The organism is Prochlorococcus sp. MIT 0701 (assembly GCF_000760295.1).
Taxonomy (GTDB): Bacteria; Cyanobacteriota; Cyanobacteriia; order PCC-6307; family Cyanobiaceae; genus Prochlorococcus.
Genome location: NZ_JNBA01000036.1, coordinates 16,765 through 43,579 on the forward strand (window position 1 = coordinate 16,765; position 26,815 = coordinate 43,579).

The 26,815-nt window shown below is 51.8% G+C and carries 20 protein-coding genes; 13 read left to right on the forward strand and 7 right to left on the reverse strand.

The window, feature by feature from the left end; all coding sequences use genetic code 11:
• Positions 1-9 precede the first annotated feature (9 nt).
• Positions 10-468 (reverse strand): nucleoside-diphosphate kinase, encoded by a 459-nt coding sequence (ndk, locus tag EV12_RS09110; protein WP_036914763.1) that lies wholly within the window; start codon positions 466-468, stop codon positions 10-12.
• On the opposite strand from ndk, the gene EV12_RS14235 reads away from it, so the two are divergent.
• The 4 genes from EV12_RS14235 to EV12_RS09125 all read left to right on the forward strand — a co-directional run bounded on the left by EV12_RS14235 (position 461) and on the right by EV12_RS09125 (position 5,480).
• Entirely contained in the window at positions 461-622 is a 162-nt protein-coding gene (locus tag EV12_RS14235) for a hypothetical protein (RefSeq protein ID WP_193742202.1), read from the forward strand. The genes ndk and EV12_RS14235 overlap by 8 nt on opposite strands.
• 197 nt (positions 623-819) lie before the next feature.
• Entirely contained in the window at positions 820-1,104 is a 285-nt protein-coding gene (locus EV12_RS09115) for a CHASE2 domain-containing protein (RefSeq protein ID WP_255327655.1), read from the forward strand.
• Positions 1,105-1,226: 122 nt separating this feature from the next.
• Complete coding sequence (locus EV12_RS09120; protein ID WP_052039576.1) at positions 1,227-2,735, forward strand: mechanosensitive ion channel family protein; 1,509 nt, start codon at positions 1,227-1,229, stop codon at positions 2,733-2,735.
• 750 nt (positions 2,736-3,485) lie between these two features.
• Positions 3,486-5,480 carry a CHASE2 domain-containing protein gene (locus tag EV12_RS09125; RefSeq protein ID WP_241466593.1) on the forward strand — a complete coding sequence of 665 codons (1,995 nt, stop codon included), beginning with the start codon at positions 3,486-3,488 and terminating at the stop codon, positions 5,478-5,480.
• On the opposite strand, the gene EV12_RS09130 is transcribed toward EV12_RS09125, so the two are convergent.
• The 4 genes from EV12_RS09130 to EV12_RS13735 form a co-directional block, all read right to left on the reverse strand.
• Complete coding sequence (locus EV12_RS09130; RefSeq protein WP_152562384.1) at positions 5,434-6,060, reverse strand: hypothetical protein; 627 nt, start codon at positions 6,058-6,060, stop codon at positions 5,434-5,436. The genes EV12_RS09125 and EV12_RS09130 overlap by 47 nt on opposite strands.
• Before the next feature lie 181 nt (positions 6,061-6,241).
• Positions 6,242-7,561 (reverse strand): CHAT domain-containing protein, encoded by a 1,320-nt coding sequence (locus tag EV12_RS09135; protein WP_052039575.1) that lies wholly within the window; start codon positions 7,559-7,561, stop codon positions 6,242-6,244.
• Positions 7,558-11,184, reverse strand: coding sequence for a beta strand repeat-containing protein (locus EV12_RS09140; RefSeq protein ID WP_193742203.1), 3,627 nt, complete (start codon positions 11,182-11,184; stop codon positions 7,558-7,560). Before EV12_RS09140 ends, EV12_RS09135 begins: the two co-directional genes overlap by 4 nt.
• Before the next feature lie 101 nt (positions 11,185-11,285).
• Positions 11,286-11,552, reverse strand: coding sequence for a hypothetical protein (locus EV12_RS13735; protein ID WP_152563018.1), 267 nt, complete (start codon positions 11,550-11,552; stop codon positions 11,286-11,288).
• Positions 11,553-11,782: 230 nt separating this feature from the next.
• On the opposite strand from EV12_RS13735, the gene EV12_RS09145 reads away from it, so the two are divergent.
• Together EV12_RS09145 and speA are read left to right on the forward strand one after the other, a co-directional pair.
• Complete coding sequence (locus EV12_RS09145) at positions 11,783-13,141, forward strand: ShlB/FhaC/HecB family hemolysin secretion/activation protein (RefSeq protein WP_241466592.1); 1,359 nt, start codon at positions 11,783-11,785, stop codon at positions 13,139-13,141.
• Between the two features lie 242 nt (positions 13,142-13,383).
• Positions 13,384-15,330: a biosynthetic arginine decarboxylase gene (gene speA / locus EV12_RS09150; protein WP_036914768.1), complete on the forward strand. Its 1,947-nt coding sequence runs from the start codon at positions 13,384-13,386 to the stop codon at positions 15,328-15,330.
• A gap of 205 nt (positions 15,331-15,535) precedes the next feature.
• Here the strand turns inward: speA and EV12_RS09155 are convergent, their stop codons facing one another.
• A complete protein-coding gene (locus EV12_RS09155; protein WP_036914769.1) occupies positions 15,536-16,231 on the reverse strand; it encodes a Crp/Fnr family transcriptional regulator in 696 nt (231 codons plus the stop codon).
• Between the two features lie 157 nt (positions 16,232-16,388).
• Here EV12_RS09155 and EV12_RS14675 point away from each other — a divergent pair, with 157 nt between their 5' ends.
• The 3 genes from EV12_RS14675 to EV12_RS09170 all read left to right on the forward strand — a co-directional run bounded on the left by EV12_RS14675 (position 16,389) and on the right by EV12_RS09170 (position 18,323).
• Complete coding sequence (locus EV12_RS14675) at positions 16,389-16,838, forward strand: CHASE2 domain-containing protein (RefSeq protein WP_036914770.1); 450 nt, start codon at positions 16,389-16,391, stop codon at positions 16,836-16,838.
• A gap of 35 nt (positions 16,839-16,873) precedes the next feature.
• Complete coding sequence (locus EV12_RS14680) at positions 16,874-17,170, forward strand: hypothetical protein (protein WP_036914772.1); 297 nt, start codon at positions 16,874-16,876, stop codon at positions 17,168-17,170.
• Between the two features lie 586 nt (positions 17,171-17,756).
• On the forward strand, positions 17,757-18,323 hold the full coding sequence (locus tag EV12_RS09170) for a cyclic nucleotide-binding domain-containing protein (protein WP_036914774.1): 567 nt from the start codon (positions 17,757-17,759) through the stop codon (positions 18,321-18,323).
• A gap of 376 nt (positions 18,324-18,699) precedes the next feature.
• Here EV12_RS09170 and alaS read toward each other — a convergent pair whose 3' ends face one another.
• The gene (alaS, locus tag EV12_RS09180) at positions 18,700-21,378 is read right to left on the reverse strand and encodes an alanine--tRNA ligase (RefSeq protein ID WP_036914777.1); all 2,679 of its coding nucleotides are present in this window, start codon (positions 21,376-21,378) and stop codon (positions 18,700-18,702) included.
• A gap of 35 nt (positions 21,379-21,413) precedes the next feature.
• Here alaS and EV12_RS14240 point away from each other — a divergent pair, with 35 nt between their 5' ends.
• The 4 genes from EV12_RS14240 to EV12_RS09195 all read left to right on the forward strand — a co-directional run bounded on the left by EV12_RS14240 (position 21,414) and on the right by EV12_RS09195 (position 26,354).
• On the forward strand, positions 21,414-21,575 hold the full coding sequence (locus tag EV12_RS14240; protein ID WP_193742204.1) for a hypothetical protein: 162 nt from the start codon (positions 21,414-21,416) through the stop codon (positions 21,573-21,575).
• 194 nt (positions 21,576-21,769) lie between these two features.
• A complete protein-coding gene (locus EV12_RS09185; RefSeq protein WP_036914943.1) occupies positions 21,770-24,973 on the forward strand; it encodes a DEAD/DEAH box helicase in 3,204 nt (1,067 codons plus the stop codon).
• Positions 24,974-24,988: 15 nt separating this feature from the next.
• Positions 24,989-25,885: an SWIM zinc finger family protein gene (locus EV12_RS09190; RefSeq protein ID WP_036914778.1), complete on the forward strand. Its 897-nt coding sequence runs from the start codon at positions 24,989-24,991 to the stop codon at positions 25,883-25,885.
• Entirely contained in the window at positions 25,878-26,354 is a 477-nt protein-coding gene (locus tag EV12_RS09195; protein WP_036914780.1) for an MEKHLA domain-containing protein, read from the forward strand. Before EV12_RS09190 ends, EV12_RS09195 begins: the two co-directional genes overlap by 8 nt.
• Positions 26,355-26,815 lie beyond the last annotated feature (461 nt).

Genomic DNA, 26,815 nt, shown 5'->3' on the forward strand with positions numbered 1-26,815 from the left:
CTTGCAACCTCAGCTTTCAATACGCCAGTCCTGATCTGAAGGAGTCCATGTGTTGAGCTCTTCAGCAGAGAACCAGAGGTTGATCTCAAACTGAGCGGTGTCTGGACCATCGGAGCCGTGGATCACATTACGACCGATGTTCACAGCTAAATCCCCGCGGATGGTCCCCGGCTCAGCCTCCAGAGGCTTGGTGGCGCCGATCAACTTGCGGGCGCTCGCAATCACACCATCACCTTCCCAGACCATTGCAATCACCGGACCGGAGGTAATGAAATCAACAAGCCCAGCAAAGAAAGGGCGCTCACGGTGCACACCGTAATGCTCACCAGCCAAATCACGACTGGGGGTGACCTGTTTAAGCCCCACGAGCTTGAAGCCCTTGCGCTCAAATCGACCCAGAATTTCTCCCACCAGACCACGCTGGACGCCATCGGGCTTGATGGCAACAAAGGTGCGTTCCATGGCCATGCTGATCAGTCGTTATTGCGGCCATCGTCCGTGTTGGAGTTACCGCTTGGCAAGCCAACCAATGGCCCTAGATCTGAATCAGACAAGCAGCAATGCCCTAAACCTCAACTGCACTGCTCTCTATCGAGGCCTTTCAACAGAGAAATCCAACTAGAAATGGCACACGCTCCACATTCACAGAAGATCATTGGGCTCGTGATATCGCTGCAAAGCCTGTCGCAGAAAGGATAGCTAAATCATCCGACCTAAAAGTTATCCACGCTGCTGCAATCCCAGGCAACCACCATCAACAGAAAACTGACAAGGGCCCAAATGATGCACTGGTGAGGTCGTCTTGTTTCCTACGCAATCATTCTATTAAGCACTGCCACTTTTTGGCAGACCAATCTAGCCCAATCATTCGATCTAATCATCTACGACCTTGTGAGTGAGGCAGGTCCGACCCGCTCTAACGAGGAGGATCCAATCACAATGATCTCCATCAGTGAATCGAGCAGCAATTACCTTTGCTGGCCAATTGACGACCAAAAGCTCTGTAATGCCATCGATCCCTTGACGAACACAGGCGTCAGCACCATTGGCTTAGACCGTTACCGCAACCAAAGCCCAAGCACAACAAGACAATGGGCGCATTGATGGCCTCGCAGACGACAAATCCATCAGAATTCAATCACTTGAAGCTGCTTCAACATGCTGACTCCATGGCATGACTGGCAAACCAATGCAATCAAGTCTCCTAATACGAACGCCCAAATCTGATGACGTTTGGCCTGCGCCTGATCACCACGATTTTGATCACCCTGCTGCTAGCGGTTAGCCATCAACGCAACCTGATTAGCTCACGCTGGCCAAAACCACCGGTTCGCCTGCCCGTGCTGGCGTTACTGATCTGGGTAGGGACTGCGCTGCCGTTCTTAGAAAAGATCATCTCCAAGCAGGCCAGCCTCACCACAATCGGACAACTGGCACTGCTCTACGCAACACTCAGCCTGGGGGGATGGTTGCTCCTGGAGATTCCAGGGGCACTGGGCTGGTGGCATCCACCCGCCAAAATTCTGCGCCAACTGAGCGGACTGATCCTGGCAGCCATCCTGACATTAATCATCCTTCAACAGGCAGGGGTCAACCTCGCTGGCTTGATCACGACATCTGCCTTGCTCACAGGCGTCGTCGCCTTCGCAGCACAAGAACCACTTAAAGACATTTTCGGAGGGCTGAGCCTTCAATTAGACCAACCGTTTAAAGAAGGGGATTGGATCCAAATAGGAGAGGACTGCGGTCAAGTCATCATGCTGACCCTAATGAACACCTATCTCCGCACTGGTATGGATGGGTGCACCCTGATTATCCCAAACGACACGGTTGCTCAAGCGACGATCCGTCGAGTTCACCTAGGCACTCCCTATGGCAATTGTTTTGAAGTTGGCCTGGATTACGGCTTCCCACCATCACAAGCTCTCAGCCTGTTGCTGGATGTAGTCAATCGCCACGCTTCTGTACTGAACAAACCAGCCCCAAAAGCATGGGTAGCCAGCTTCGAAGACAGTTACATCTGCTATGGCATCCAGGTTTGGCATAGAGATATCAGTGACGTCAAACGGTTGAGCATCCGTGGTGAACTGATGGAACAAATTTGGTATGCCCTCGAGCGAATCGGTCAAAGCATTCCATTCCGAGTCCGTTTAGGGAGCCCCAAACCACAGACCTTGGCTGCAGACGATCCAATGTGCGCTGACGCTCAACGCAAGGTCAAATGGCTCACTAGCAATGCACTTTTTACAGATCTAAGTCAAGCTCAACTTGATGCCCTAGCCCCATCAACACGCTGCGTACGTTTCGCAAAAGGGGAAACGATTATCCGACAGGGTGAAAGCGGAGATTGCTTGTACCAGGTGATCACCGGCACGGTTGAGGTGTCGCAAACAAATTCACAAGGACAAGCAATAACCTTTTCCAAACTTGGCCAGCATGAGATCTTCGGAGAAATGGCACTGTGCACGAAACAACCTCGCAACTCCACAGTTCGCGCACTTGAAGAATCGGTACTACTAGAAGTGGAGCGCCGAGACCTACAACCCCTGATCGATCAAGACCAGGGATTGGTTGAAAAGCTAGCCCGATTGGTACATCTCCGCCAAATGGAAATCGGGACACTCAATCAGCAGCAAAGTCATTCCAGCAGACTTCATAGTCAAAGAAGGCTGATTCGCTCCATGCATAAGCTCTACAAGGTGATACGCGGAGGGTCAAACGTGTCGAAAAACTAGATCAATAAAGGATTTACACTTTCACCAAGACAGTAAATAACTGATTCTAGGACCAAAAGACTCCAAAATTGAAGACCAAAGAAGCATAACTATTCCAATGAAAAGCTTTTAGCAGAGGTCGGTGCATAGCCGAAACTGCTAGCAAGCACCTTGCAAGCTGTCATTTTTGTTCGTTCAGATTGCGATTACTTCAAAAGCAATTAAACAACTTTCCAAATAATTTAAATCTGCAAAGTCAATGAAAAACAAATTTTTATTGACCGCTCCATTCAGCGCACTTGCTATTCAGGCAAGAAGCTCGAGATCGTCACGAATGATGATGATTCGAACTTCTACTGAGGCTTCACAACTTGAACAAAGCAGAAAGATCATAAACGGCATATTTATGGCCTTCAATAGACAGGGATTAACAGATAACTCGCTGACACTCTTGCACAGTATATTAGTTTATATATGGCTCACCACTAAATAGTGACCATCTCGTCAAGGGAAACAGAAAATCCTCAGTTTCTAGTCCATAGGGCACAACCAATAATTACGGATTTAACAGCTGTAGCTGGCCACAATAATCGCCTTTCATAGAGGCAGCATGAAGGCAAGGAACTCAGGCTGAAAAAAACCAATCCGGAAATCACAGATCCTTAGGACTGCTCGAATCAAGCCGGTTGCAAGCAGTCAAATACCTAGTTTCATAGTGAAGTCAACCAGCCAGGTCGATGCTGCATAGGCTGAGAGAAAGGAGCATGGCTAGTGGGAAAAGCCTCAAAAAGCAGCGGGCACCAACGACAACAGCCACGGCCAACCAAAGCAACTGGCTGGAGATCCATCACCGCTAGAGGTATTGCTTGGCGAATAGCCCCCTACCTGATCGGCCTAGCTTTACTTGCTGTTTTCAAAGGTTTCGGAATATCCCAGGGTCTTGATCTACTGCTTTACGACCTCGTCACCACGTTGCGCCCTGCAGCCTCAGGCAAAACACAACCAATCACAATCATTGGCATCGGGGAAGACGACATCCGCAACCACGGATTCCCCATCGATGATGGCCTGTTCTGCAAAGGAATCGACCAACTCAGCAAGAATGGAGCTGTTGCCATTGGCTTCGACATCTATCGCGATCAGGGCGTGGGTCCAAATCAGGAGTGCCTACGCGAGCGCTTTCGCAATAATCCTCGACTGGTCTCGATTTTCAACGTAGCCAGCAATATTCCAGCTGTTCCAGGAACGCCTCCTGAAAGACATAGTTACAACGACGTCTCCGTGGATGATGACAATGTCATCAGGCGAGATCTTGTTCACGTTGCCGGCCAAGACGAAGCCACAGTCGCCTTCCCTTTGCGCATTGTCGAAGTCGGCACAAAGGATAAAAAGCTGCGTCAACAACTAGAAGCAGGGACCATCACTGATGCATGGTTGACAGCAAATCCCAATGGCAATTTCTTGTTTCACGGGAGTCATGCTGGCGGTTATTTCAACCAGAAAGCTGCAAGAGATGGAATGCAACGGCTGATTGTCTTCCGTGAACCAGGCAGTTTCCGCACCTTCTCTCTTTCCGCTCTGCTCAATGGAGATGTACCCAAAGCTGCCATTGCAAACCATATGGTGCTGATCGGCAGCACCGCACCATCGCTGAAAGATCTTTTCGAGATTCCCCATAGCCGCTTCAGCGAAGGCGAAATTCAGCTCAAAATGCCAGGGATAGAAGTCCATGCTTTGCGGGTTGCCGCCTTACTGGACCGACAGCAAGGCATTCTCGTCAGAGGCTTCTTGATGCCCGGCTGGGGCAACATGATGCTGATCCTGGCAACCGCAGGATTAGGGCTATGGCTAGGCGAATCTTTCTCAACGCTGCGGCGTAGCGTGATTGTGGTCGTGACTGCAGCCGTTGTATTGAGCGCTGGACTGGTGCTTCTGCTGATCAATTACATCTGGATCGGCACCGTCATGCCTGTTGCGGGTCTAACTGTCTTGGCAGGAACAGCATGGATTCGTCGCGGTGCCGCAAGTCAAAAGCACCAACAAGAAATACAACGCCTACTGGGCCAAGCCACATCACCAGCAGTCGCCCAGCAACTATGGCAACAGCGTGATCAACTACTCAAAGACGGACGTTTCGAAGGTCGTCAACTACCAGTCACGGTGCTGTTCACTGATACAGCCAACTTCACAACAGTATCCGAGCATTTTCAACCTGCTGAGCTGATGGACTGGCTTAACCGAGGCATGGCTAGTTGCGTTCCAGCCGTTACAACTCGAGGAGGAATGATCAACAAATTTACCGGTGACGGGCTGTTGGCAGTCTTTGGAGTCCCCCTCAGTGAAGACCCAAAAGCCGACGCCCGCGCGGCCATTGAAGCGGTAATCGAAATTCAAACTGGGCTGGTGAAGCTCAATGAAGAATTAGCAAAAGAGGGTGCCCCAGCCAACCGTATGCGCATTGGCATTCACTCGGGTGTCGTCCTAGCAGGATCGATGGGTAGCAGCGAGCGGCTCGAATACGCGATCATCGGCGATACCGTGAACTGTGCATCAAGACTTGAGAGTTTCGAAAAAAATCGCCATGTAGGAGTTCTTCGCGTGTTGGTTTCATCAACCACCAGAGAACTACTCGGAGACGAGCTCAACAACTCTCTGCATTGGGACGAGTGGGGAGAGATTCAAGTCAAAGGAAGGGAAGAACCCCTACTCGTATCAGAACTCACGATGGACAACGCACCGGCAACTGGGCCGGCCAGTTCGAAGTGATCAGATCACCAAGATCGAAAGCCTTGGCCAATTCAGCACTTGGCACAGTCCCCCCGCAATAACGTCGTATCTCCGCAATCGCTATCTGAATACCGGCATCAGCAGGTTGAACATCTCTCACCAACAAACTCACGGCAGGTGGAGATACCGTCTGCACGAACTGGAGGGGATCAGTGCTATTGATATCACCATCACCGCAGCGGTATGAAGACTCCCAAACAGTTGGGACCTGCAGGGCCTCAAATCTGATCAGAGTTATCCCTGCCGTGGAAGCCGGCAAATCTTTAGACGTTAGGTTTAGTCCAGAAGTCTCATTACTACGTGAGCCACTCATAGGACGAAACTGCAGTTCAAGCGGTTTAGGAGTTGCCGTAGGTCCCTCAAGTAAGCCAATTTGCAAAGTGCTATTCGGGGCATAGACACTGCTTTCGGGGACCAGATGAACCAGCAAGCGTGCACTACATTCACCTCTAGTACCCCCGCCCACTCGTCGACCAGGGAAACTACTGCGAAGGTCATCCTGAGCAAAACCAACGGCTGGAGCCAAGACAAGGGCAGCCAGTAGCGACCACAATCGCAATCGAAAAGCTGACCGTGATAAGCGCATAGACGATACTAAAGACATAATGACCTACTTGAATGCAGGCTGCATCCAGCCTGCAGCCTCTCCTTCACTCTTACTATCACACCTCTGCAGAGGAAGCAAAAGCAAACAACACAAATAGAGCAAGCAGTGAATGATGGTGCCCATCAGACATGCTTCACCAGGGCGAACCCAACAGTTCAATCCCAGCCCAAAAGAAAGGATTCTGCATGCCCCTAGCTACGCGGCGTTGCTGTGTAGGGGTGAGATCGATAAGCAGAGGTATGCCATCAGCACCGATGATCTGATCCCCCTCAAGTCTTACAAGCCCTCTGAGGAATGCCTGACGCGTGAGCTGTAGTGACTCAGCTTTGGGCATATCTTGCTCGAGGTAGCGATACATCTGCACGAAATAAGCAGACGTCACTACGTCATCGACATACCAAAGGGTACCGACAGCACTACGGGCACCAGCCTGAAGCGCCAGCCCAGCGAATCCGAGTTCAGAATCAGGATCGCCAATTGCAGTACGACAAGCACTAAACACAACCAGATCAAGGGGCACCCCTTTTCGCTGCTGACGCAGTTTCGATAACTGCGCCATAGAGATGGGCCCGGTACCAGAGTGAAGCTGAGATGCCGACGGTCCACCCGGCCGGAACTCCGCGTGAGTTGCTACATGAACGCGGTCATAGCGGGATTCACCGCCCTGCACAAGCAACGCTGATGGAGTGAAAGCTTTATCGAGGAAAAGATCCTTACGATCGGGATCGGATACTGCGATCTTCTCGAGCTCCTGTGGCACAAGCGGAAGTGACGCCAAGCCATCAAACTGAGAGGCACCAAGGGCCAGGAACCGCGAACCACTCTGAGCAGGTAGGTTTATATCGGTAAGTGCGAGCGATGGTGTCATCGCAAAGGCATAGCTGTCACCGAAGTAGCGCTGCCCATCGCTAAGTGCTGCAAAAGGTACCGCCTGTAGGCCTCGATCAGCAGCAATCAGCAAGGTGCTGACGCGATGTTTCTCAAGCAACGGGGTAATACTGCCGATCAACCATTGGTGCAATCGTCGCGTTGGGGATTCTGGATTGGCCACATCCAAAAAGTCCTGCCGCGAGAGCTGGATATAGAGCTGCCTAAGCTGGGAGGCGAACTCACGTGTTGAGAGTTCAACGCGACGTCCCTCAAGCTCGCCCTTAGACGGTATCAGGGTTAAATCGAGAAAAGCATCTGTATTTTTAGAAGTGGTCTTTCCGGCGGCCTGGGTGAAGCGCACATGCAATACCGCAGGGTTGTAGGCCACCCGGTTAAATCCAGGAGGTGGTTTTGGGGAAGGCAAAGCTGTCTGAGCAGCTACGAGCAGCCAAGGGTCTTTGCGCATCAAATTGGTTTGAAGCTCTGCCGATGTATGGCCCTGGCCAGCAGCACTTACTGAAGCCACCAACCCAAGCAATGAGGACTTAACAACAAAACTGGCGTTCGCCCTAGCGAATGTCATCGGCGCTCACCAAAGCGTTGAACAGCCTGCTGCATACCTGCCTGGAGCTGAGCCGTCGTTGGTGTGGGTCGGTCCGCCAGATCAGGCAAGTTGAGATCCCGAATAGTACGGCTCGTGGTTACCTCATCAGCCTTGGCAAGATTGGCAGCCGCCTGAACTGATGTCACCCTGGTAACAGAAGAAGGTGTCGAGGCTGCTGTCGGCGATGACGCAACGGAATCAGTGGTTCCACCTTCTAGCTCACCTGATTCAGGCTCGGCAGCTGAAGCTTCACCTAAGTCTGCATTTGCAGTGGAGTCTGTAGCTTCGCCTGATTCAACACCTCTGGCCTCTGTCTGGATATCGCCACTGCTACTAACAGAAGAAGTCAAAGCCCCATCAGCTACACCAGTTGAGCCATATGTCGAATTATCGACAACCTCAAAAGAGTTATTGAGCGAAAGATCCACTTCCAAACCATTAGCGGCTATGGCTTGAGGAGCCCCTTGTACAGCACCCGTATCAAATTCATCATTGGGAGAATCACTCATGGTTTCCGTAGATTCTCCCCCTTCAATTACTGTTACTGAGCTAACAGTTGCTGTTTCAATAGCTACTGAACTAACGAGGCTTGTCACTAGTTGGGGCTGAGTGGAATTCACAACAGCGATAAGCTCAGCCACATCCTCATCATTAATCAAATCCTGAGTGAAGTCATCATTTTCTTCTGTAGCATCTCCTGTATTGGCAGTTGGGGCAGATGTTGAAGTAGGTGTTGTAGCAGTCGCTCTAGTCTGAGTTGTAGTAGGTGTTGTCGTCTGAGTTGTAGTAGGTGTTGTAGCAGGTGTTGTAGCAGGTGTTGTAGTCTGAGTTGTCGTAGGTGTTGTCGTCTGAGTTGTAGCAGGTGTTGGGGTAGATGTATCGCCACCACCACCACTACTACTACTACTACTTAAACAGAGGTTACTGCTAGCACCACTAGAACAAGTCGCAGATGTAGGAGCCGCAGAGTTAACTGTCAAAGTGCCAGCGGTAACTATTGTAGGGCCAGAGTATGTATTAACACCCTCCAAAATCAACGTCCCCTGGCCGATCTTGGTCAAACCATTACTAGCACTTCCACCTTGAATATTAGTGCTGTCAGTGTAAACCTCAAGTCCCGAATCTACATCAAATGTTCCTCCAGAGGCGCCCAAGGTTAACGTAGTAGTAGCCGCAGTAGAATCGCGTGGCACGTTAACACTGAATTTCAGAGTTGCGGCAGTGGTGTTAGATCCAAGGTTAATAGAAGTAGATGTACCGAAGGCATCATTATGAGCGACTTGGAATGTACCCTCCTGTATATCTATCGTCTGAGTGATATCCGATTTTCCGGATATTAGTAACGTGCCAGATTCAACTTTAGTGAGCGTAAAAGAATCAGTGCCATCATTAAGATCAATACCGTGGCCTGATTCTGTTTGCACATTGCCAGCTCCGCCAACAGAAAGATTGCAAGTATTGGTTGATGTGCAGAGAGTTGCATCAGGTGCCACTGCATATGCAGTGGCACTGCTCGAGGGATCTAAAATCAAAAATGATGAGGCATTAGCCTCAATCTTTGAATCTCCCTCCAACATAACTGTATCGGTAATCTCCGTGTAACCTGAAAAAGCCCTAAGCACAGAATCTGTAGGACCACGATTATAATTCAATTTAATCTGTTCCCCTACTTCCATCTCTTGAGCAAGTGTTGCACCACCAGCAAATTCAAGAGTGGCACCATCGCGTACAAGAGTTTCCTGTGTGGCAGTGCCAAGGCCCGCTGCATTCGACACTCTCAAGATGCCAGCATCAACGTAAGTTTCCCCATCGTAGGTATTAGCGCCAGCAAGAACCTGTGTACCAGGCCCTTGCTTAAGAAGCCTAGAAGTAGCATTATCTGCCTGAATAACGCCCGAGAATGTTTCAGTAGCACCTGAAGGGATATTGATTGTTAAATCTGTTGTAGTACCAGACATATTATAGGTTCCACTGCCACTGAGTGAGCGAATTGTCAGATCATTCGAAGCACTCAATGTGGCTCCACTATCAATTATCAAATCCGTTGAACTAGAAAGCCCTGAGGCCGCACCCATTGTCAACATACCCGAATCAATGGAAGTATTGCCTGTATACGTTTGGGTACCTGTAAGCGTCAGATTGCCAACACCCTTCTTTTGTAGTCCGCCAGCACCAGAAATCACACCACTATATGTAGAAGTTCCAGATTGATTAACTGCAAATGTGCCTCCTGAAGCAACCGAAACATTGCCTTCTCCCGTTAGCTTGGCAGTTGTTACATCCAAGCCCCCACTGCCTGTGGTAACTGTGACTCCATTTGCAATATTTACTGTGTCATCAGCATTCAATTGCAGAGTCCCAGAGCCACCTGACCAATCCAAACTAATATTAATATTAATATCGCCATCAGGCGCATTCACAGTTGCGATATCTGAATCAGGAACATAAGTCGTATCTTTTGTACTTGTACTAATTGCAACATTAGTGCCAGCAATCAAAGCATTTTGAATCGAATTTTGACTCGAATTGTCAATGGTATATGTAAATGGATCCAAGAGCCATTCACCCGCCTCACCATTTACACTCCCGACATCAATTGCGACTTGATCAACATCAAGATAAGCACCAGATGTTTCAATTTTTCCTCCATTGCCATGAAGGCTTCCACCACGACTAACCAAACTGCCTGCAACGCTAGTTAAGCCATTAGGGTTATGGATATCACTCCAAGCCACAATCGTTCCGCCATTACCCTGATCAGTAGCCGAAGCATCAAATAACGCGCCAGGTTCAACCGTTGTATGCAACGCCTGGCGAACAGTTGGATCACTGTTCTGCCAGCTGCCACCCACTTGAATCAATCCTCCGCCAGTCGCACCAGTCGCCAACAGCTGAGAGCCACCATCCACCTTCACTTGCTCACCGGTCAGCGTGAGACTGCCACCACTACCATCAGCAGAACTCACCGAAAGGCGGCTGCCAACGACCTTCACACTGCCACCAGGTGCATCTACCAAGAGGCTTTGGTCAATCGATACATCAATTCCTTGGAGCAGAATCCTTGGGGTAGCTATAAGGCCAAGCTCTGCACGCCGCGCCGGATCATCTACAAATCCCTGCGATCCTGACAAGGGATCAGACACCAAAGCCGCCAGCTGCTGCGGGCTACTACCAAACACATCGAAAACACCGTTATGAAAACGCAGCGAATTGGCCGTACTTAGCTTGAGCTGCTGCACATTCACAAAGCCAACCCCTGAGCCAAGATGAATGCCACCAGGTGACAGCCAAAAGAGATTGGCTGGTGACGACAAACTCAGCAGCTTGTCGAGATAGGTGCCAGCAGAAGCGGTCACACCCACAATCAAATTACTTTTCCCACCGGTATCGATATTCACGCCCTTAATGGCACCACGAGTATCGAAAGCACTAAATCTGTGGAAACGATTCTTACCCGCATCGCTGCCACCAGTAATGCGACAGATCCCACGCCTGCAGACCCCTTCAAGGTTCCCGTTAACACGAGTACCCAGCCCACCCGAACGCACATCAGCCCGCGCGACAGAACCAAGCCACGTCGAAACACCTAGCGTTAGAGCCAAGGTCAGCAAAACCCGTCTAGCGATAGATGTCATCACAGGAATTTTATTGCCCTCAAAACACATATCATCTAAAAGAAAGCCGTGATCAACAGTGATCAGTATCAAGACTTGCTGTGATCTGGCTCACTTGGCCAATGCTGAAGCGAATAGCACCAGCGAGAAACCAATACGCCAAGGTCTATGACATTAATAATATTCGCCAAGCAACGGGTACTTGGTTCATCAATAAAAAACCCCATAATGATTTGCAATACCTCGGAATACTCAAACCATATTTTTCCTTCTGGCTCAACTTGTAGCACCACCCCTGCAACCCGGGCCAGTACGACTGCCGGAACATACCCCCCTGGAAACAGGGCCCCAACCAAGCCAACCCAGGCAGCCACAAATACTTAAAGAACCACAACCGCCGCTTGAAAACAAACCTGAAGAATCGCTAGTAGCACCTGCGGATATCCCAAGCTCTAACTGGCGACCTCCTATCGAGGGCACGACCCCTTACAGCACTGAGCAACTTCAAAAAATTCTCAGCTCCTGCGGCAGACCAACCGTCGCAGACACCCTGAACATCTGTGCTGCCAAACTCACCGCCAGGCTGGTGCGCGATGGCTATGTGAACAGTCGGGTCTTCACTCTTGCAACACCAAGTCCAGGAGCACTGGAGGTGGTAGAGGGCCGAATCGCTGAGCTGCGCATCAAAAGCCCTGACTTAGGCCTGCAAAAGGAGATCAAGAAGCGGCTGAATTCACTGATCGGCAGTGTGCTTCATCTGCCCAGCCTCGAAAAAGCTTTGGTAAATGTGCGCAGCATGCCTGGGGTGGGGCAGATCACAGGAAATCTGGGTCGCCTCGGCAGCGATGCCACTCAAGCCAAATTGAGCCTCACAGTCGACCCGGCCCCCACCCCATGGCTGGGAGAAGTAAGCATCCGCAACGACGGCAATATCGGCACCGGCGAATGGCGCAGTATTGCCACGGTGATGAAAAACAACCTCGTAAAGCGCAACGATAATTTTCTGGCCTACTTCGAAATGAATAGTGATTCCGACCCAGAACTCGGAGCCACCATCACCTCCACCAGTTACACCTGGCCGTTATCAGACAACTGGCGACTTATCGGATCATTCGGCCACAGCCGCCGCCAGCTAGTAGAAGCATCAGATGACGCCCATGAGATCAGCTTCCGGCAGTTGCAAGCCATGGGACAGGTGGAAACCACCTTGTACCGCTCAACCAATCAACTCTGGAGTGCCTTTGCAGGTATCAGCGGCAACCGCAATGACAGCTACCTCGCTGGCGACAGCATTCCTCTTGTACTCGGAGGCGGCCCAGACGGCTGGCTACGAAGCGGCTATCTAAGAGGCGGCATTAACTTCTCCGGAAGCATCAAAGACCTGGCTTGGAACAGCAATATCTATGGACTACAAGGAATCGCTGGGTTCAGCACTGAGAGCCAGCTCAAGGAATTGGCCTGGTTCGGAATTAATCCAGGCGAAGCTCGAGCCATCGGTGGCCTAGCCAACCTTCACTGGAGCCTAAGCCCCAACGTGATGCTTAAGCTACGAGGGGCCGGTCAATGGGCCTTTAATCATCTTCCTAGCGACATGGGATTCAGCATCGGCAGCGATGTAGGTCTACGCGGGTTGCCTGGCAGTCTGATCAGTGGCGACAGCGGCTGGGTTGGAGTCAGTGAGCTGATAATGACTGCCTGGCGAAAAGATGATCAAGCACTCCAGATCGTCCCCTTCATTGGGATGGGTGGGGTTAGAACAGATTTCAACGACATCGTCTTTGAAGACACGATTGGATCAGGTGGAATCCTGACTCGCTACTACAAAGGATCCTGGATGCTGGAGTTGGGCTGGGTTAATTCTTTTGAAAGCGCAGATAACCAAGGCATTTGGCAAGAGTGGCTGCTAGGAGATGGCCTCTATGCACACCTGAAATATCGCTTTTGAACTCTAAACAACAAGCCTACAGATCAGCCTGAATACCGAAAAGGGATGAGGGCATGAACAAGTCGTTCACAGCAGTCTTTAATAATGGGCACAAGTAATCACAGCTTTGAAAAAAGGGAATTCCAAAGAAAGCACCAAAACAAAAGCATGAAGTGCAGGAGATTCTGATACTTAAGCAATACGAATGCCAAAGCACACCTAGATTTCCTTGTCATTCCCTCAGCGATCCATCTGCGTGCGTTATGTCGGCAGCCGACCCCATCCAGGGCAACAAGTCATGGACCGTTGCCGATAGCGCAGCCCTCTATGGCCTCGACCGCTGGGGGGAGCCCTACTTCTCAACCAATGCCCGCGGCCACGTATTGGTGCAGCCACGCGGCGATCAAGGCAGCTGCCTTGATCTGGTGGAACTGGTAGAGGAGCTCAAAAGCCGCAACCTCAACTTGCCTCTGCTGATCCGCTTTGATGACATCCTCGAAGACCGGCTAGAGAGGCTGCACAGCGCCTTCGAAGAAGCCATTACCAAATACGGATACGCCGGTCGATATCAAGGCGTATTCCCGGTGAAGTGCAACCAACAGCGCCACGTCGTAGAACAACTGGTAGAAAGTGGTCGCCACTGGCACTTTGGCCTAGAGGCTGGCAGCAAGGCTGAGCTGCTGATTGCTCTTTCACTCGTCAACGACCCAGAGGCACTCCTGATCTGTAACGGCTACAAAGATCAGCGCTACATCGAAACCGCGATCCTGGCCCGCAGGCTTGGTCGCCAACCTGTAGTAGTGATTGAACAACCCGATGAAGTGGAGCGGATTATCCGCTCCAGCCAAGAACTTGGCGCAGCCCCCTTCATCGGTGTACGAGCAAAGCTAACGACACGCAGTACGGGCCACTGGAGTAGCTCAGTAGGCGAAAAAGCCAAGTTCGGCCTCTCAATCCCGGATCTGCTATCCACAGTGGAAGCCTTAAGGCAAGCTGATCTACTGAGCGATCTGCGCCTACTGCACTTCCACATCGGCAGCCAAATCAACGACATCGCTGTACTCAAAGACGCGCTTCAAGAGGCAGCGCAAATTTACGTAGAGCTGACCAAGCTGGGAGCCCCCATGGGGTATTTAGATGTTGGGGGTGGTCTGGGTGTCGACTACGACGGCAGCCGCAGCGCTAGCGCAGCATCGACCAACTACTCCCTACAAAACTACGCCAATGATGTGGTCGCAACGGTGCGCGAATGCTGTGAACCCCATGGCATCACTTTGCCTATCCTTGTGAGCGAAAGCGGACGCGCAATCGTTAGTCATTTCTCAATACTCGTATTCGATGTACTGGGTACAGGAACTATCCCAGGAGCTGTACCAAAGCAAACAGGAGAGGAACCCCTCACCATTCACAACCTTAGGGAGACGCTCGCAGGAGTTATGGCAACTCAAAAGGGTGCTATGCCTGAAATATCGCGCCTACAGGAAGCATGGAACGACGCGATCAAATTCAAAGAAGATGCCCTCGCTGCCTTCCGCTTGGGTTACATCAGTCTGCCAGAGCGGGCTCTGGCAGAACAACTTACAGGGGCTTGCGCCGAAGCAATTATGGGCCAATTGCCTTGCAACCAAACAATTCCCGACGACCTACAAAGTTTAAGAGCTGTTCTCGCTGACACCTACTACGCCAACCTTTCAATATTTCGTTCAGCCCCAGACACCTGGGCCATCGAACAACTCTTCCCGCTCATGCCGATTCATCGATTGAATGAAGAACCAACTCAGCTAGGTCACTTCGCCGACCTCACATGCGACTCCGACGGCAAACTGGACCGCTTCATCGGGAATGGGCAAACCAAAACTCTGCTTGAGCTGCACAACCTACGCCAAAACGAGGCTTACATGATTGGTATGTTTCTCGGCGGTGCTTACCAGGAAGTGATGGGCAATCTGCACAACCTGTTCGGCAGTACCAATGCAGTGCACATCCGGCTAACAACTGGTGGTGGCTACCAGGTAGACCACGTTGTGCGAGGCAACACCAATTCCGAGGTGCTCGAAGCAATGGAGCACAACCCTGAGCTCCTGCTAGAGCGACTGCGCTTGGCTAGTGAACTTGCGATTCAACGAGGTGAGCTAAAGATCAACGATGTGCGCCGGCTGATGGACCATCTAGAAGCGAGCCTGCGTCAGACCACCTACCTTCAAGGCTAGGGCTTGCCATCATTCCTATATCGGAGGCATGAGCAACTGTGATCACGGCAACTCATTGAGCACTGAAGAGTCGCATCCCAGGAGATCAGCAACTTGTTTTTCTGAAAGCTTTCCTAAGACTCCTAAGACTCCTAAGACTCCTAAGTCTCCTAAGTCTAAGACTGTTCTGGCTGATCAATTCAACCCGTAACCGTGCTCAAAAGCTCTAAGAGCCAAGCGGCAACAGACCTCGTTTGACCAGCGGCTGCAGATCCACCAAACGCAGACAGCCTTCAACCTCCTCCAGTGTTCCACGACTCCGCAGCTTGCTCAATGTCCGGGAGGCAGTCTCCCTGGACAAACCTGCCATGAGACCCAACTCCCTTTGAGCTAAGGATGGAATCGCCACTTTGGGATCATCGGCAGAAGAACTCTTGCGAGCCAAGTAAGCCAATGCATTGAGTAAGCGCGTCGTGGCATCACTGGTCTGGATTGCAAAACGCTGATTGAGATCCCGCAAGCGAGATGCCTCAAGCTGAGCCAGGGCAATCGCAAAGCCCACTTCCTTGCGCAGCAAAGTCACAAAAGGCGACGCTCTCATCTTCAAAAGTTTCACTGGCGTTAAGGCCACAACATCAGCAGACCTGGGTGCTGCATCAAGAACAGCCATCTCACCAAACAGATCCCCCTCCCCCAACACTGACATCACAACTTCATCGCCATCAGCCGTATAACTGCGGACTTTGGCCATGCCTGAGCACAACAGAAAAACCGACTCACCCCAGTCTTGCTCCATCACGAAAACCTGTTCAGCAGCATGACTGGACTCAAGATGGCGATCCAATAATTGCTCACAATCATCCGTTGTTAAAGCCGAAAAAAATTGCACAGCCTGCAACTGCTCAACACTGAAAACAGCCATGTTTCATTATTTTTAGTTATTGAACAGTAATGCAACCCCTAAATCACTCTTCAATAAGAATCAATTATTGGCACATTAGTCAACCTTCACTCACACACTAAGCATGCACTATTCCTGATCACAACTGTCGATCTCCAAACAAAGCTGTTCCTGCCTAATGCAACAAGAGCTGGCTGTTCAGAACGACTGGCATCACGATGGTTATTTGCAGTCTTGCGCATGGATGGCGACAAAGGGCAAGTGGATCAAGCGCCAAGCGGTTGTCTTAAGCCTTGGAGTGGTGATTGGCGGTATTGGCTTACTCTATCCCAGCCAAATAGAGCTTCTTGAACTGGCATTTGTCGATGCTGCCCAAGAGCTTCGTGGCCCACGTCGGGTTCCCGATGGCATCACGATCGTGACCATTGACGACTTCAGCCTGCAACAAGCATCCAATACAGATCTTAGTGAGAGAAGAGATTTACGTAGTTTGCAGCATTGGCATTGGCCGCGAAAAATCTATGCCACGGTTTTGGATCGTCACTTTGCCTGTGGAGTGAAGGCTATTGGTGTTGACCTGCTCTTCGATAGCCCAAGTATCTATGGCACTACGACGATCAGGTCTTAACCATCATCTTAAAGCGCTGCCAACCCAAAGTCGTATTGGCAGCACAAGTGCTCGAAAGCCGTGGTGCTGTAGGAGGCCTAATCCTTCTGCGTGCCATGCCTGCACTTAGCGCTGCATTGGGAACAAACCAACACGGACTACTCAACGGATTCCAGGATGCTGATGGTTTGATCCGCCAACGCCCGAATACCTACTCCACCACGGTCAGCAAGAGTCTTGGCGAAACAAGAAATCCAATACGGATCAATCTAGCGAAAGCAACGAGAATGAAGATTCAAATAATGAATCTACGAATACTTCTAGTCATGATTCGGCAATACTTCAACAGATAGCTCTAGGAATGACTCAGGCACTACCTCTAGGAATGACTCAGGCACTACCTCTAGGAATGACTCAGGCACTACCTCTAGGAATGACTCAGGCACTACCTCTAGGAATGACTCAGGTGATGCCTCATCGAATAATTCAGACAATAGCTCCAGCAGTGCATCGAGTGACAATAAGAACAGTCAAGCTGCGAATACACGCACCATTACATTTACGCCTACAATTAATACACGCACGATTACCAACATTCGATAAATTCTGCCATCAATAAGCATCTATGAATAATTAGCGCATCAACCCTCTTCAATGGGTTGGAGTTTGATCGTTCCGCCAAAAATATGAACTCAAACCTGAAATCTCCTATCATTTTAACCAAAAATAATTCTATATTAATGCACAAAATTGATGAGAAAATAAATTAAGCCTTGATTTAAATGGCTGATCAAAGGCCAATCATCTAGAGAAGAGATGCCCAGTCACCAACATTACTATTTAATGCAAAAAAGCTTCCCCCCATCAAGCGACAGCTTGCATTGGCTCTGCAAGCTGTTGCCAGTCATACCAAGATAATGAAAGCCATCCACGGCAGCCATGTGGGGACAAGAACCTCAACTTCAGCGAGTCCGCGAGCGACTGAAGTTACTGCTTGCGATCCACACCAATGAACTCCAGCCAACAACCGTGCATGCCAAGCAAGGAGAGCTGCTCCTCAAGCAAGACGCACCAGCCAAACACCTGCTTCTGCTGACTCGGGGAAAGGTAGCGATTCAGATCCAACACCAAGGTCAGTCACCGCACACATTGACGGTGGTTGAAGCCGAAGCAATTTTGGGGGAAATGGGACTATTTGGTGGTGGCACCCACTCCACTGACGTACGAGTTGTCGATGGTCCAGCCGAACTGCTCCAAGTCTGCGGTGACGATCTACTCAAAGCACTGATCTATGACTCAGAGCTGCTGATCGAGCTTCTTTCTCTGGTTAGTCAGCGGGCCTGCAATGCCAACAAAGGGATCACATTACTACTTGATTCCATTAATGCAGCATACAAAGGGGATGATATCTTATTGGACAAAATGCTCACAGAACTAACAAGTCTGAACCACTATATTTCGCAAACTGCCCAACAACTCAAGAAGCTCGACAAGAAAAATGAATGACTTGTGAAATCAGTCAATAGGAAAATAAAACTTTGCTTATATCAAATTCCAAGTATCAAAATAACTCCGCAGAGGCACTCCGACATTTAACAAATCAATCTCCACATCTAGCCTTCAACTCCCAAGATAAACGATTTTAATCGCAATATGTTTTCTAAAAAGCATTCTTTCCTCTCCCAAATCAGCACAGAGCAATCCTCAGCAACAAGACAGGTGTCCATTGTCAAATCATCGACCATATCCTTAAAAATCACGAGCCCAAGAGCACATCTCATCTTGCTTATTAACTTAAACAAGGAAAATCTTTAAAAATTAGACTTTACTTGATGCGTCAATAATCAAGCATTTAGGCACGTCCTTACCCTTCAATGAAAGCTCAGCCCAAGGCTTGCTTCAGCTCAACCTTTGCCGCTTCTAATGCTCCATCCAAAGCCGCTCCATCGCGCCCGCCCGCCTGAGCCAGATTCGGGCGACCGCCACCGCCGCCGCCGCAACGCTTAGCGATCGAGCCAATGAACTTGCCCGCTTGCTGACCTTGAGCGATCACGGCTTTGCCAAAAGCTGCCACCAAAATCACCTTGCCTTCGTCGCTCGGATCAGGCAAACCTCCCAACACAACAGCAGCACCATCCCCCAATTGATCCAATAAACCCTGAGCTGCGTTTTGTAAGCCCGCACCCTCCACACCATCAAGACGGGCCACCAACAACTGGTACTCACCAACAGCTACTGCCTGGGTTGCCAAGGCCGCGGACTTCGCGACCGCTAATTCAGCTCGTGCTGCAGTCAATGCTTTTTGGCTGCTCTTTAGCTCCTCCTGCAGCGATGTCACCCGTTCGACGATTTCGCTGGGCTGCGCCTTAAAGCGATCACCGAGCTGCTTCACCACCTCATCGCGCTCATTGAGATAAGCCAGCACCGCCGGACCGGCTACCGCCTCAATCCGCCGAATTCCTGCAGCAACACTGCTCTCAGCAACGATCTTGAACAAGCCGATCTCAGCTGTATTGGCCACATGGGTTCCGCCGCACAGTTCCATCGACACACCTGGCACATCCACCACGCGCACCACATCGGCGTACTTCTCACCGAACATCGCCACAGCACCGGCAGCCTTGGCCTCCTCGATCACCATCTCCTCAACAATCAGATCATGAGATTCCGTGATCCAACCGTTAATCAAAACCTCAATCTGCTCGAGTTCCTTGGCCGTAACAGCTCGCGAACAGTGGAAGTCGAAGCGCAAGCGATCGAAGTCCACCAGAGAACCTGCCTGACCGATCCCCGAATCAACGACCTGCTTGAGAGCCGCCTGCAAGAGGTGAGTTGCAGTGTGATTGGCCTGGGCACGGCGACGACAGGCCCGATCCACCTGAGCGTTGACCAAGTCCCCCAGGGCTAACGTGCCGCGCTCAATACGACCAAAATGCACAAATACGTTGCGATGACGACTCACATCGTCAACAGCCACGATCACACCATTGCCGCCGGAGCCTTCACCCGAAAGCACACCGTGATCACCCACCTGGCCGCCACTTTCACCGTAGAAGGGCGTGGTATCGAGCACAATCTGCACACTGTCACCAGCGCTGGCTCGTTCGGCCGACTCCCCATTCACGACTAAGGCCAAGACACAGCAGGGCTGCTCCAAGACCTCATAACCCTTGAAGCGAGTGGCCTCCAACTCAGCGGCCATTTGCTCGATAGCCCCCTGAAGCGTGAGATCAATGCTCACTGCAGCGGCCTTAGCCCGCTGACGTTGCTGATCCATCGCTTGCTCAAATCCTTGGAGGTCCACAGTCAAGCCATGCTCTTCAGCAATCTCCTGGGTAAGTTCCAAAGGAAAGCCATAGGTGTCGTACAACTCAAAGGCCTGGACCCCTGAAATCATCTGGGGCTTAGCAACCAACACATCAGCCAGCAACTTCTCTCCACGCTCCAACGTTTCCAAGAAGCGGGCCTCCTCGCGATTGAGTTCCGCCAGAATCAGCTTTCGGCGCTCCTCAAGCTGGGGGTAAGCCTCCACCATTAAGGCAATCGCCGCTTCCCCCATTGCCTGCAGGAAAGGCTTCTCGATCCCGACCAGTCGCCCATGACGAACCACTCTGCGTAGCAAACGCCGCATGATGTAACCGCGGCCAAGGTTGCTAGCAGTAACCCCATCACAGATCAGATGCGTAATCGCGCGGCAGTGATCGCCGATCACCTTGAAGCTGGTCTTCCCCTTGTCATCAAGCTTTTGATAATCGAGACCCGCCAGCCCAGCAGCCGTCTCGATCAATGGGTAAATAATGTCAGTTTCATAGTTATTAGGTACGTCCTGCAAAATCTGAGCCATCCGCTCCAAGCCCATGCCGGTATCAATATTGCGCTTCGCGAGTGGGGTGAGATTGCCCTCCCCATCGCGGTTGTATTGCATAAAAACCAGGTTGTAGAACTCAACAAAACGACCGTCGTCTTCCAGATCAATGTCGTCGTTGCCCAGATCAGGCTTGAAGTCGTAATAGATCTCCGAACAAGGCCCACAGGGGCCAGTTGGCCCTGAAGCCCAAAAATTATCAGCCTCATCCATACGAATGATGCGCTTGGGGTTCACCCCCACCACATCGCGCCAGATGGCCTCAGCCTCATCGTCCTCACGAAATACGCTCACCACCAAATTCTTCGGATCAAGTCCAAACACCTCAGTCGTGAGCTCCCAGGCCCACTCAATCGCTTGTTGCTTGAAGTAATCGCCAAAAGAAAAGTTGCCAAGCATCTCAAAAAACGTGTGATGCCGCGCTGTGCGCCCCACGTTCTCGATGTCATTCGTGCGAATACATTTCTGGCTACTGGTGGCCCGCGGCGCAGGGCGTTCAGCCTGTCCCATGAAAACGGGCTTAAACGGCAGCATTCCAGCGATGGTTAATAGCACCGTGGGATCTTCAGGAACCAACGAAGCACTAGGAATCACCTGATGCGCACGCTCAGCAAAAAATGTCAGAAAAGCACTGCGGATCTCTGCCCCAGTGCGAGGTCCCGACTCACCAGAACGCAACGATCTTGCAACGGCCATGAAGAATTCGGACGTGGAACAAGGATCCACCAGCCATGATCGCCTTTGGACCTCCATATGACGTTGGCCGCCACCCCAACCAACCCAATGGTTGGGACCCAGATGTATTTGCATTCGCTTGGCCAATGCCGACTTCAGGCATGCGTGCAGCCCTGTTGAACCTGCCCTTCAAACTGGCAATGCACTTGCGCTCCTAGGGATTATTGGGCTTGCTCTATTGCAGCTGTCGCTTGCCTAATCCAAAGCCGCACCCCCCTAAAGCAGCAAGCCATAGCTAGGGGACCGGCGCCCTGGCATGATTGGTTGTGGAACTCCTGCGTGGATGGTTGCCGTTGATCGGCAGTGCACTCCTGCTCCAAGAAACCCAACACATACTTTTCGCGTCGCGGCCATGAGCCTGCTGCACGCCACCTGGCTCCCAGCCATCCGTACTCCGACCAGCTCCGGTCGCCCTGCGCTCCTTGTGTGGGCAGATACCTGGCGAGTCGCTACCCCAGCAGGACCCGCAGCAACTCCCGCACTCCACCCCTTCACCCTTAGCCCAGACGATCTACGTGCCTGGCTGATTGAGCGCGATCTACTACCCGATGAAATCATCGACGCCACAGCCTGTCTGACCCTGCCTAGCCGAACACTCAAACCGCGAAGCAAAGCCAAGAACTTATCGACTGAATCCGACGAAGCCAACGACCACAAAACAAGTTGGACAGGACTGCCCTTACAAGCAGGCGAACCCATTCCTAAACAGACTGAATGGTGGCCCTGGCAGGTGCAAGGCCTGGCAGTGGAACCTGCTGCCGCAACGGCCTGGCTCTCGAAACTGCCTCTTTCAGGAGATCATCCTGATCTGGCCGATGAACTGCGCTGGTGGAGCCATCTACAGCGCTGGGCCCTGAGCATGATTGCTCGCGGACGTTGGCTACCCCAGGTGGAACTCAGCAAGGGAGAGGGCTATCCCCACCGAGCACGCTGGACACCGCTACTCAACCGTGAAGATGATCGCCGCCGCCTCGAAGACCTTGCCGCTCAGCTTCCCTTAGTGGCCACCTGCGCCCTCCCCTGGCGGGAGCCCACCGGAAGGCGTAGCAACCGAATGACCCGCCTAAGACCAGAGGCGATGCGAGCCGCTAACCCTGTGGCTTCATGCCGACCCCGCAGCGGTCGCCTTCGCGTAGCCAGCCTGCTGGAAGAACTCTTGGATGCCCAACTGCGCACCGGGTTTGAAGCGAGTGAGCAAGGACTAGACCCATTGCTCACAGCCTGGCAGGAAGCACTCGGGTCGGACAGCGGCGTGATCAACCTCCCCGATGAGGAAGCAGAACGTCTAGCTACAGCAAGCAACCATTGGCGAGAAGGCGTCGCTGGCAACGTCGCACCAGCCAGGGCCTGCTTAGAACTCTTCACTCCCGGCGAAGGGGAAGACCTCTGGGAGCTGCGCTTCGCCTTACAGGCTGAGGCTGATCCCACCATCAAAGTACCGGCCGCAGCAGCCTGGGCAGCTGGTCCCAAGGTCCTGCAACTAGGCGAAATCCGTGTGGAACATCCAGGCGAGGTGCTACTGGAAGGCATGGGACGAGCCCTCACGGTGTTTGCACCAATCGAGCGAGGCCTCGACAGCGCCACACCAGAAGCAATGCAGCTCACCCCTGCCGAAGCCTTTGTACTGGTGCGCACTGCAGCGGCACAACTGCGTGATGTTGGCGTTGGCGTGGAATTACCTGCCAGCCTCTCGGGAGGGCTGGCCAGTCGCCTAGGCCTAGCGATCAAGGCGGAGCTATCGGAGAGATCTAGAGGATTCACTTTGGGCGAAACCCTCGACTGGAGTTGGGAGCTAATGATCGGTGGCGTCACCCTGACGCTTCGCGAACTGGAGCGACTAGCAAGCAAGCGCAGCCCGCTTGTCAACCACAAGGGCGCCTGGATCGAATTACGCCCCAACGATCTCAAGCATGCGGAACACTTCTGCAGCGTCAATCCAGGCATCAGCCTCGACGATGCCTTGCGCCTTACCGCAAGCGACGGCGACACGCTGATGAGACTGCCCGTGCACCGCTTTGAGGCCGGTCCACGACTACAGGCGGTGTTGGAGCAATACCACCAGCAAAAAGCTCCTGACCCCCTACCTGCTCCCGAAGGCTTCTGCGGTCAGCTAAGGCCTTATCAGGAAAGGGGGCTGGGTTGGCTGGCCTTCCTGCATCGCTTCGATCAAGGGGCATGCCTGGCCGACGACATGGGCCTGGGCAAAACGATCCAGCTACTGGCATTCCTCCAACACCTCAAGGCCGAGCAGGAACTCAAACGGCCGGTATTGCTTATCGCTCCCACGTCCGTACTCACCAACTGGAAGCGAGAGGCATTGGCCTTCACACCAGAGTTAAACGTCCGCGAACACTATGGGCCGCGTCGGCCCTCTACCCCCGCCGCCTTAAAGAAAGCACTCAAAGGCTTAGACCTCGTTCTCACCAGTTACGGGCTACTTCAGCGCGATAGTGAACTACTGGAAACGGTCGACTGGCAAGGAGTAGTCATCGATGAAGCCCAAGCCATTAAGAACCCCAACGCCAAACAGAGCCAAGCAGCACGCGATATGGGCCGCCCAGACAAAAACAATCGCTTCAGGATTGCTCTTACCGGCACACCCGTAGAAAACCGAGTCAGTGAACTTTGGGCACTGATGGACTTCCTCAACCCAAGGGTTCTCGGTGAAGAAGACTTCTTCCGCCAGCGCTACCGGCTGCCGATTGAGCGCTACGGCGACATGTCTTCCCTGCGAGACCTCAAGGGACGTGTTGGTCCCTTCATCCTGCGACGACTAAAAACCGACAAGGCCATCATCTCCGACCTACCCGAAAAGGTAGAGCTGAGCGAATGGGTAGGCCTGAGCAAAGAACAGGCAGCGCTCTATCGCAACACAGTCGATGAAACACTGGAGGCCATTGCCCGCGCACCCAGGGGTCAACGTCATGGCAAGGTGCTCGGACTGCTCACCCGACTGAAGCAAATCTGCAACCATCCCGCCCTAGCCCTCAAAGAGAAAACCGTTGAAAAAGGCTTCATGGACCGCTCCGCCAAACTGCTTCGTTTGGAAGAAATTCTTGAGGAAGTGATCGAGGCAGGAGATCGCGCCCTGTTGTTCACCCAATTCGCAGAATGGGGTCATCTGCTTAAGGACTACCTGCAACAACGCTGGCGCTTTGAAGTTCCCTTCCTTCACGGCAGCACAAGCAAAACTGAACGTCAGGCCATGGTTGATCGCTTCCAGGAGGATCCACGTGGACCCCAACTATTCCTGCTGTCACTCAAAGCCGGTGGCCTAGGCCTAAACCTCACGCGAGCCAGCCATGTGTTTCATGTCGATCGCTGGTGGAATCCTGCCGTAGAAAACCAGGCCACTGATCGCGCTTACAGGATCGGGCAAACCAATCGGGTAATGGTGCACAAATTCATCACCAGCGGCTCAGTTGAAGAGAAAATTGATCGCATGATTCGCGAAAAATCTCGACTTGCCGAAGACATCATTGGCTCTGGAGAAGACTGGTTGGGTGGCTTAGGCGTCAGTCAATTGCGCGAACTAGTGGCCCTAGAAGACAGCTGATTCAAAGATGACGTCATGACAAGCAGCACCAACAACACCAGCATCACAACCGCCCTAGGGGAAGAAGGGCTAGGGCAACAGCCTTGGTGGGTGGAGCAATGGATGGAATTGATTAATTCCTACCGCTTCAAAAAGCGACTTGAGCGTGCCTGGACCTACGCCAGAGAAGGCAATGTCACCTCAATACGCTTCGAGGGTCGCCGAGTACATGCCCGCGTCCAGGGCACCGGCGAAGACCCCTACAAGGTGAAGCTCTGGCTCGATGTCCTCAACGACGAAGACTGGAAGTATGTACTTGAAGCCCTTACCCAGAAAGCGCGCTGGTCTGCCCAGTTGCTGGCAGGGATCATGCCGGCTGACATCGAGCGTGCATTTGCAGCCAGTGGGCGACGTCTATTTCCCTTCAAGCTGCAGGAAGTCCGCAGTGAATGCAGCTGCCCAGATAAAGCCAATCCATGCAAACACATCAGTGCCATCTATTTCCTGATGGGGGATCGCTTCAGTGAAGACCCCTTTGTGCTGTTTCAGCTACGCGGTCGCACCCGCAGCAAATTGCTTGCAGATCTAGCCGAACAACGGCGTGATGCACTAGCAAAACTAGCTGAAACAACTGCCGAAAAGAATGAGATTCCTGCTGAGCCAACCAGCAGCGACGACCTGCCTGTACCACCCCATCCGGCCGTTGTGGACCCGAGCTTATGGTGGCGATACGACTCCAACCTCGATGCCGATCTGGTCGTCATTACTCCAGCCATGGAAGGCGACACAGGGCTCGATGCAGCAGGAGATCTACCCCTAGCCGAAGAACCCCGCTTCCCAAAAGCCCGTCAGACTTTCCTGAATCATCTCAGGGAGCAGGGGCAAGCCCTATCCCAGCAAGCCATGCTTCAGGCGATGGCGACCGGTGGTTGAACCCCCCTGGCTATCTTCTGAAAAGCAGGAGCTGGTGAACCTGCTTTTAATCTCTCACCAACACGCTTTCAATCGCCCACTTCTGGCATGTGAGCGACACCAGCCTTCACAACGTCTTGCCGGTCAGGAACTGTTTGCCGCAACACAGCCTGTACTGGCCCATAGTGACGGGCACGATCCCAATCTCAGCTATGCCAATGCTGCTGCGCTTCAGCTGTGGGGTCGGCGCTGGGAAGAGATGGTCGGCATGCCTTCCCGCTTGACAGCACCAACCAGCGAACAAGATGCACGAGCCAATGCCTTAGGCAGAGCGCTGCAAAAGGATGCAATCAAGGGCTATCAAGGGATCCGTATGAACAATGAAGGGCGAAGGTTTCTAATCAATAATGCACGCATTTGGACACTCTGGAATCAAGAAGGCCTTCGCATCGGCCAAGCTGCTTTGATCGGCAGCTGGTGGTGGTTATGAGTGCACACCCCATTAACAATCAAAGCTTGACGCTGCCTTGAAACCAAGTTCCTGCAATAAATCAAGGGAATCATCAGGCAATACGCATGGACTATTTTCTGATACATTAAGTTCAGACAAAATAAACAGATTAGCTTTATGGCAATCACTTAAGCCTTGAACATTTTCTACCTTGAGAATCCAAGAATGCTGGCCATCAGCCAATCTTCCTTTGATCTATTTAAGCTCCTGAAAAAGCAACTCGATACATCCCACTTATCGCCACAACTAAAATTATACAAACAAAAATAACTTATACAGTTAGACTTGAACAGTTGAGCTTAGGCAAAGCCGCCATCAATATAAAAATTACTGACCTGACCCTGGTGGTCATTGCTTAAGTCAAGGGCTCAATAGAGCCGAAAACACTTAGCTGTCAAACAACAACGAAAAGTCTCTGATCCTGCTGTCAAAGTTTTGGA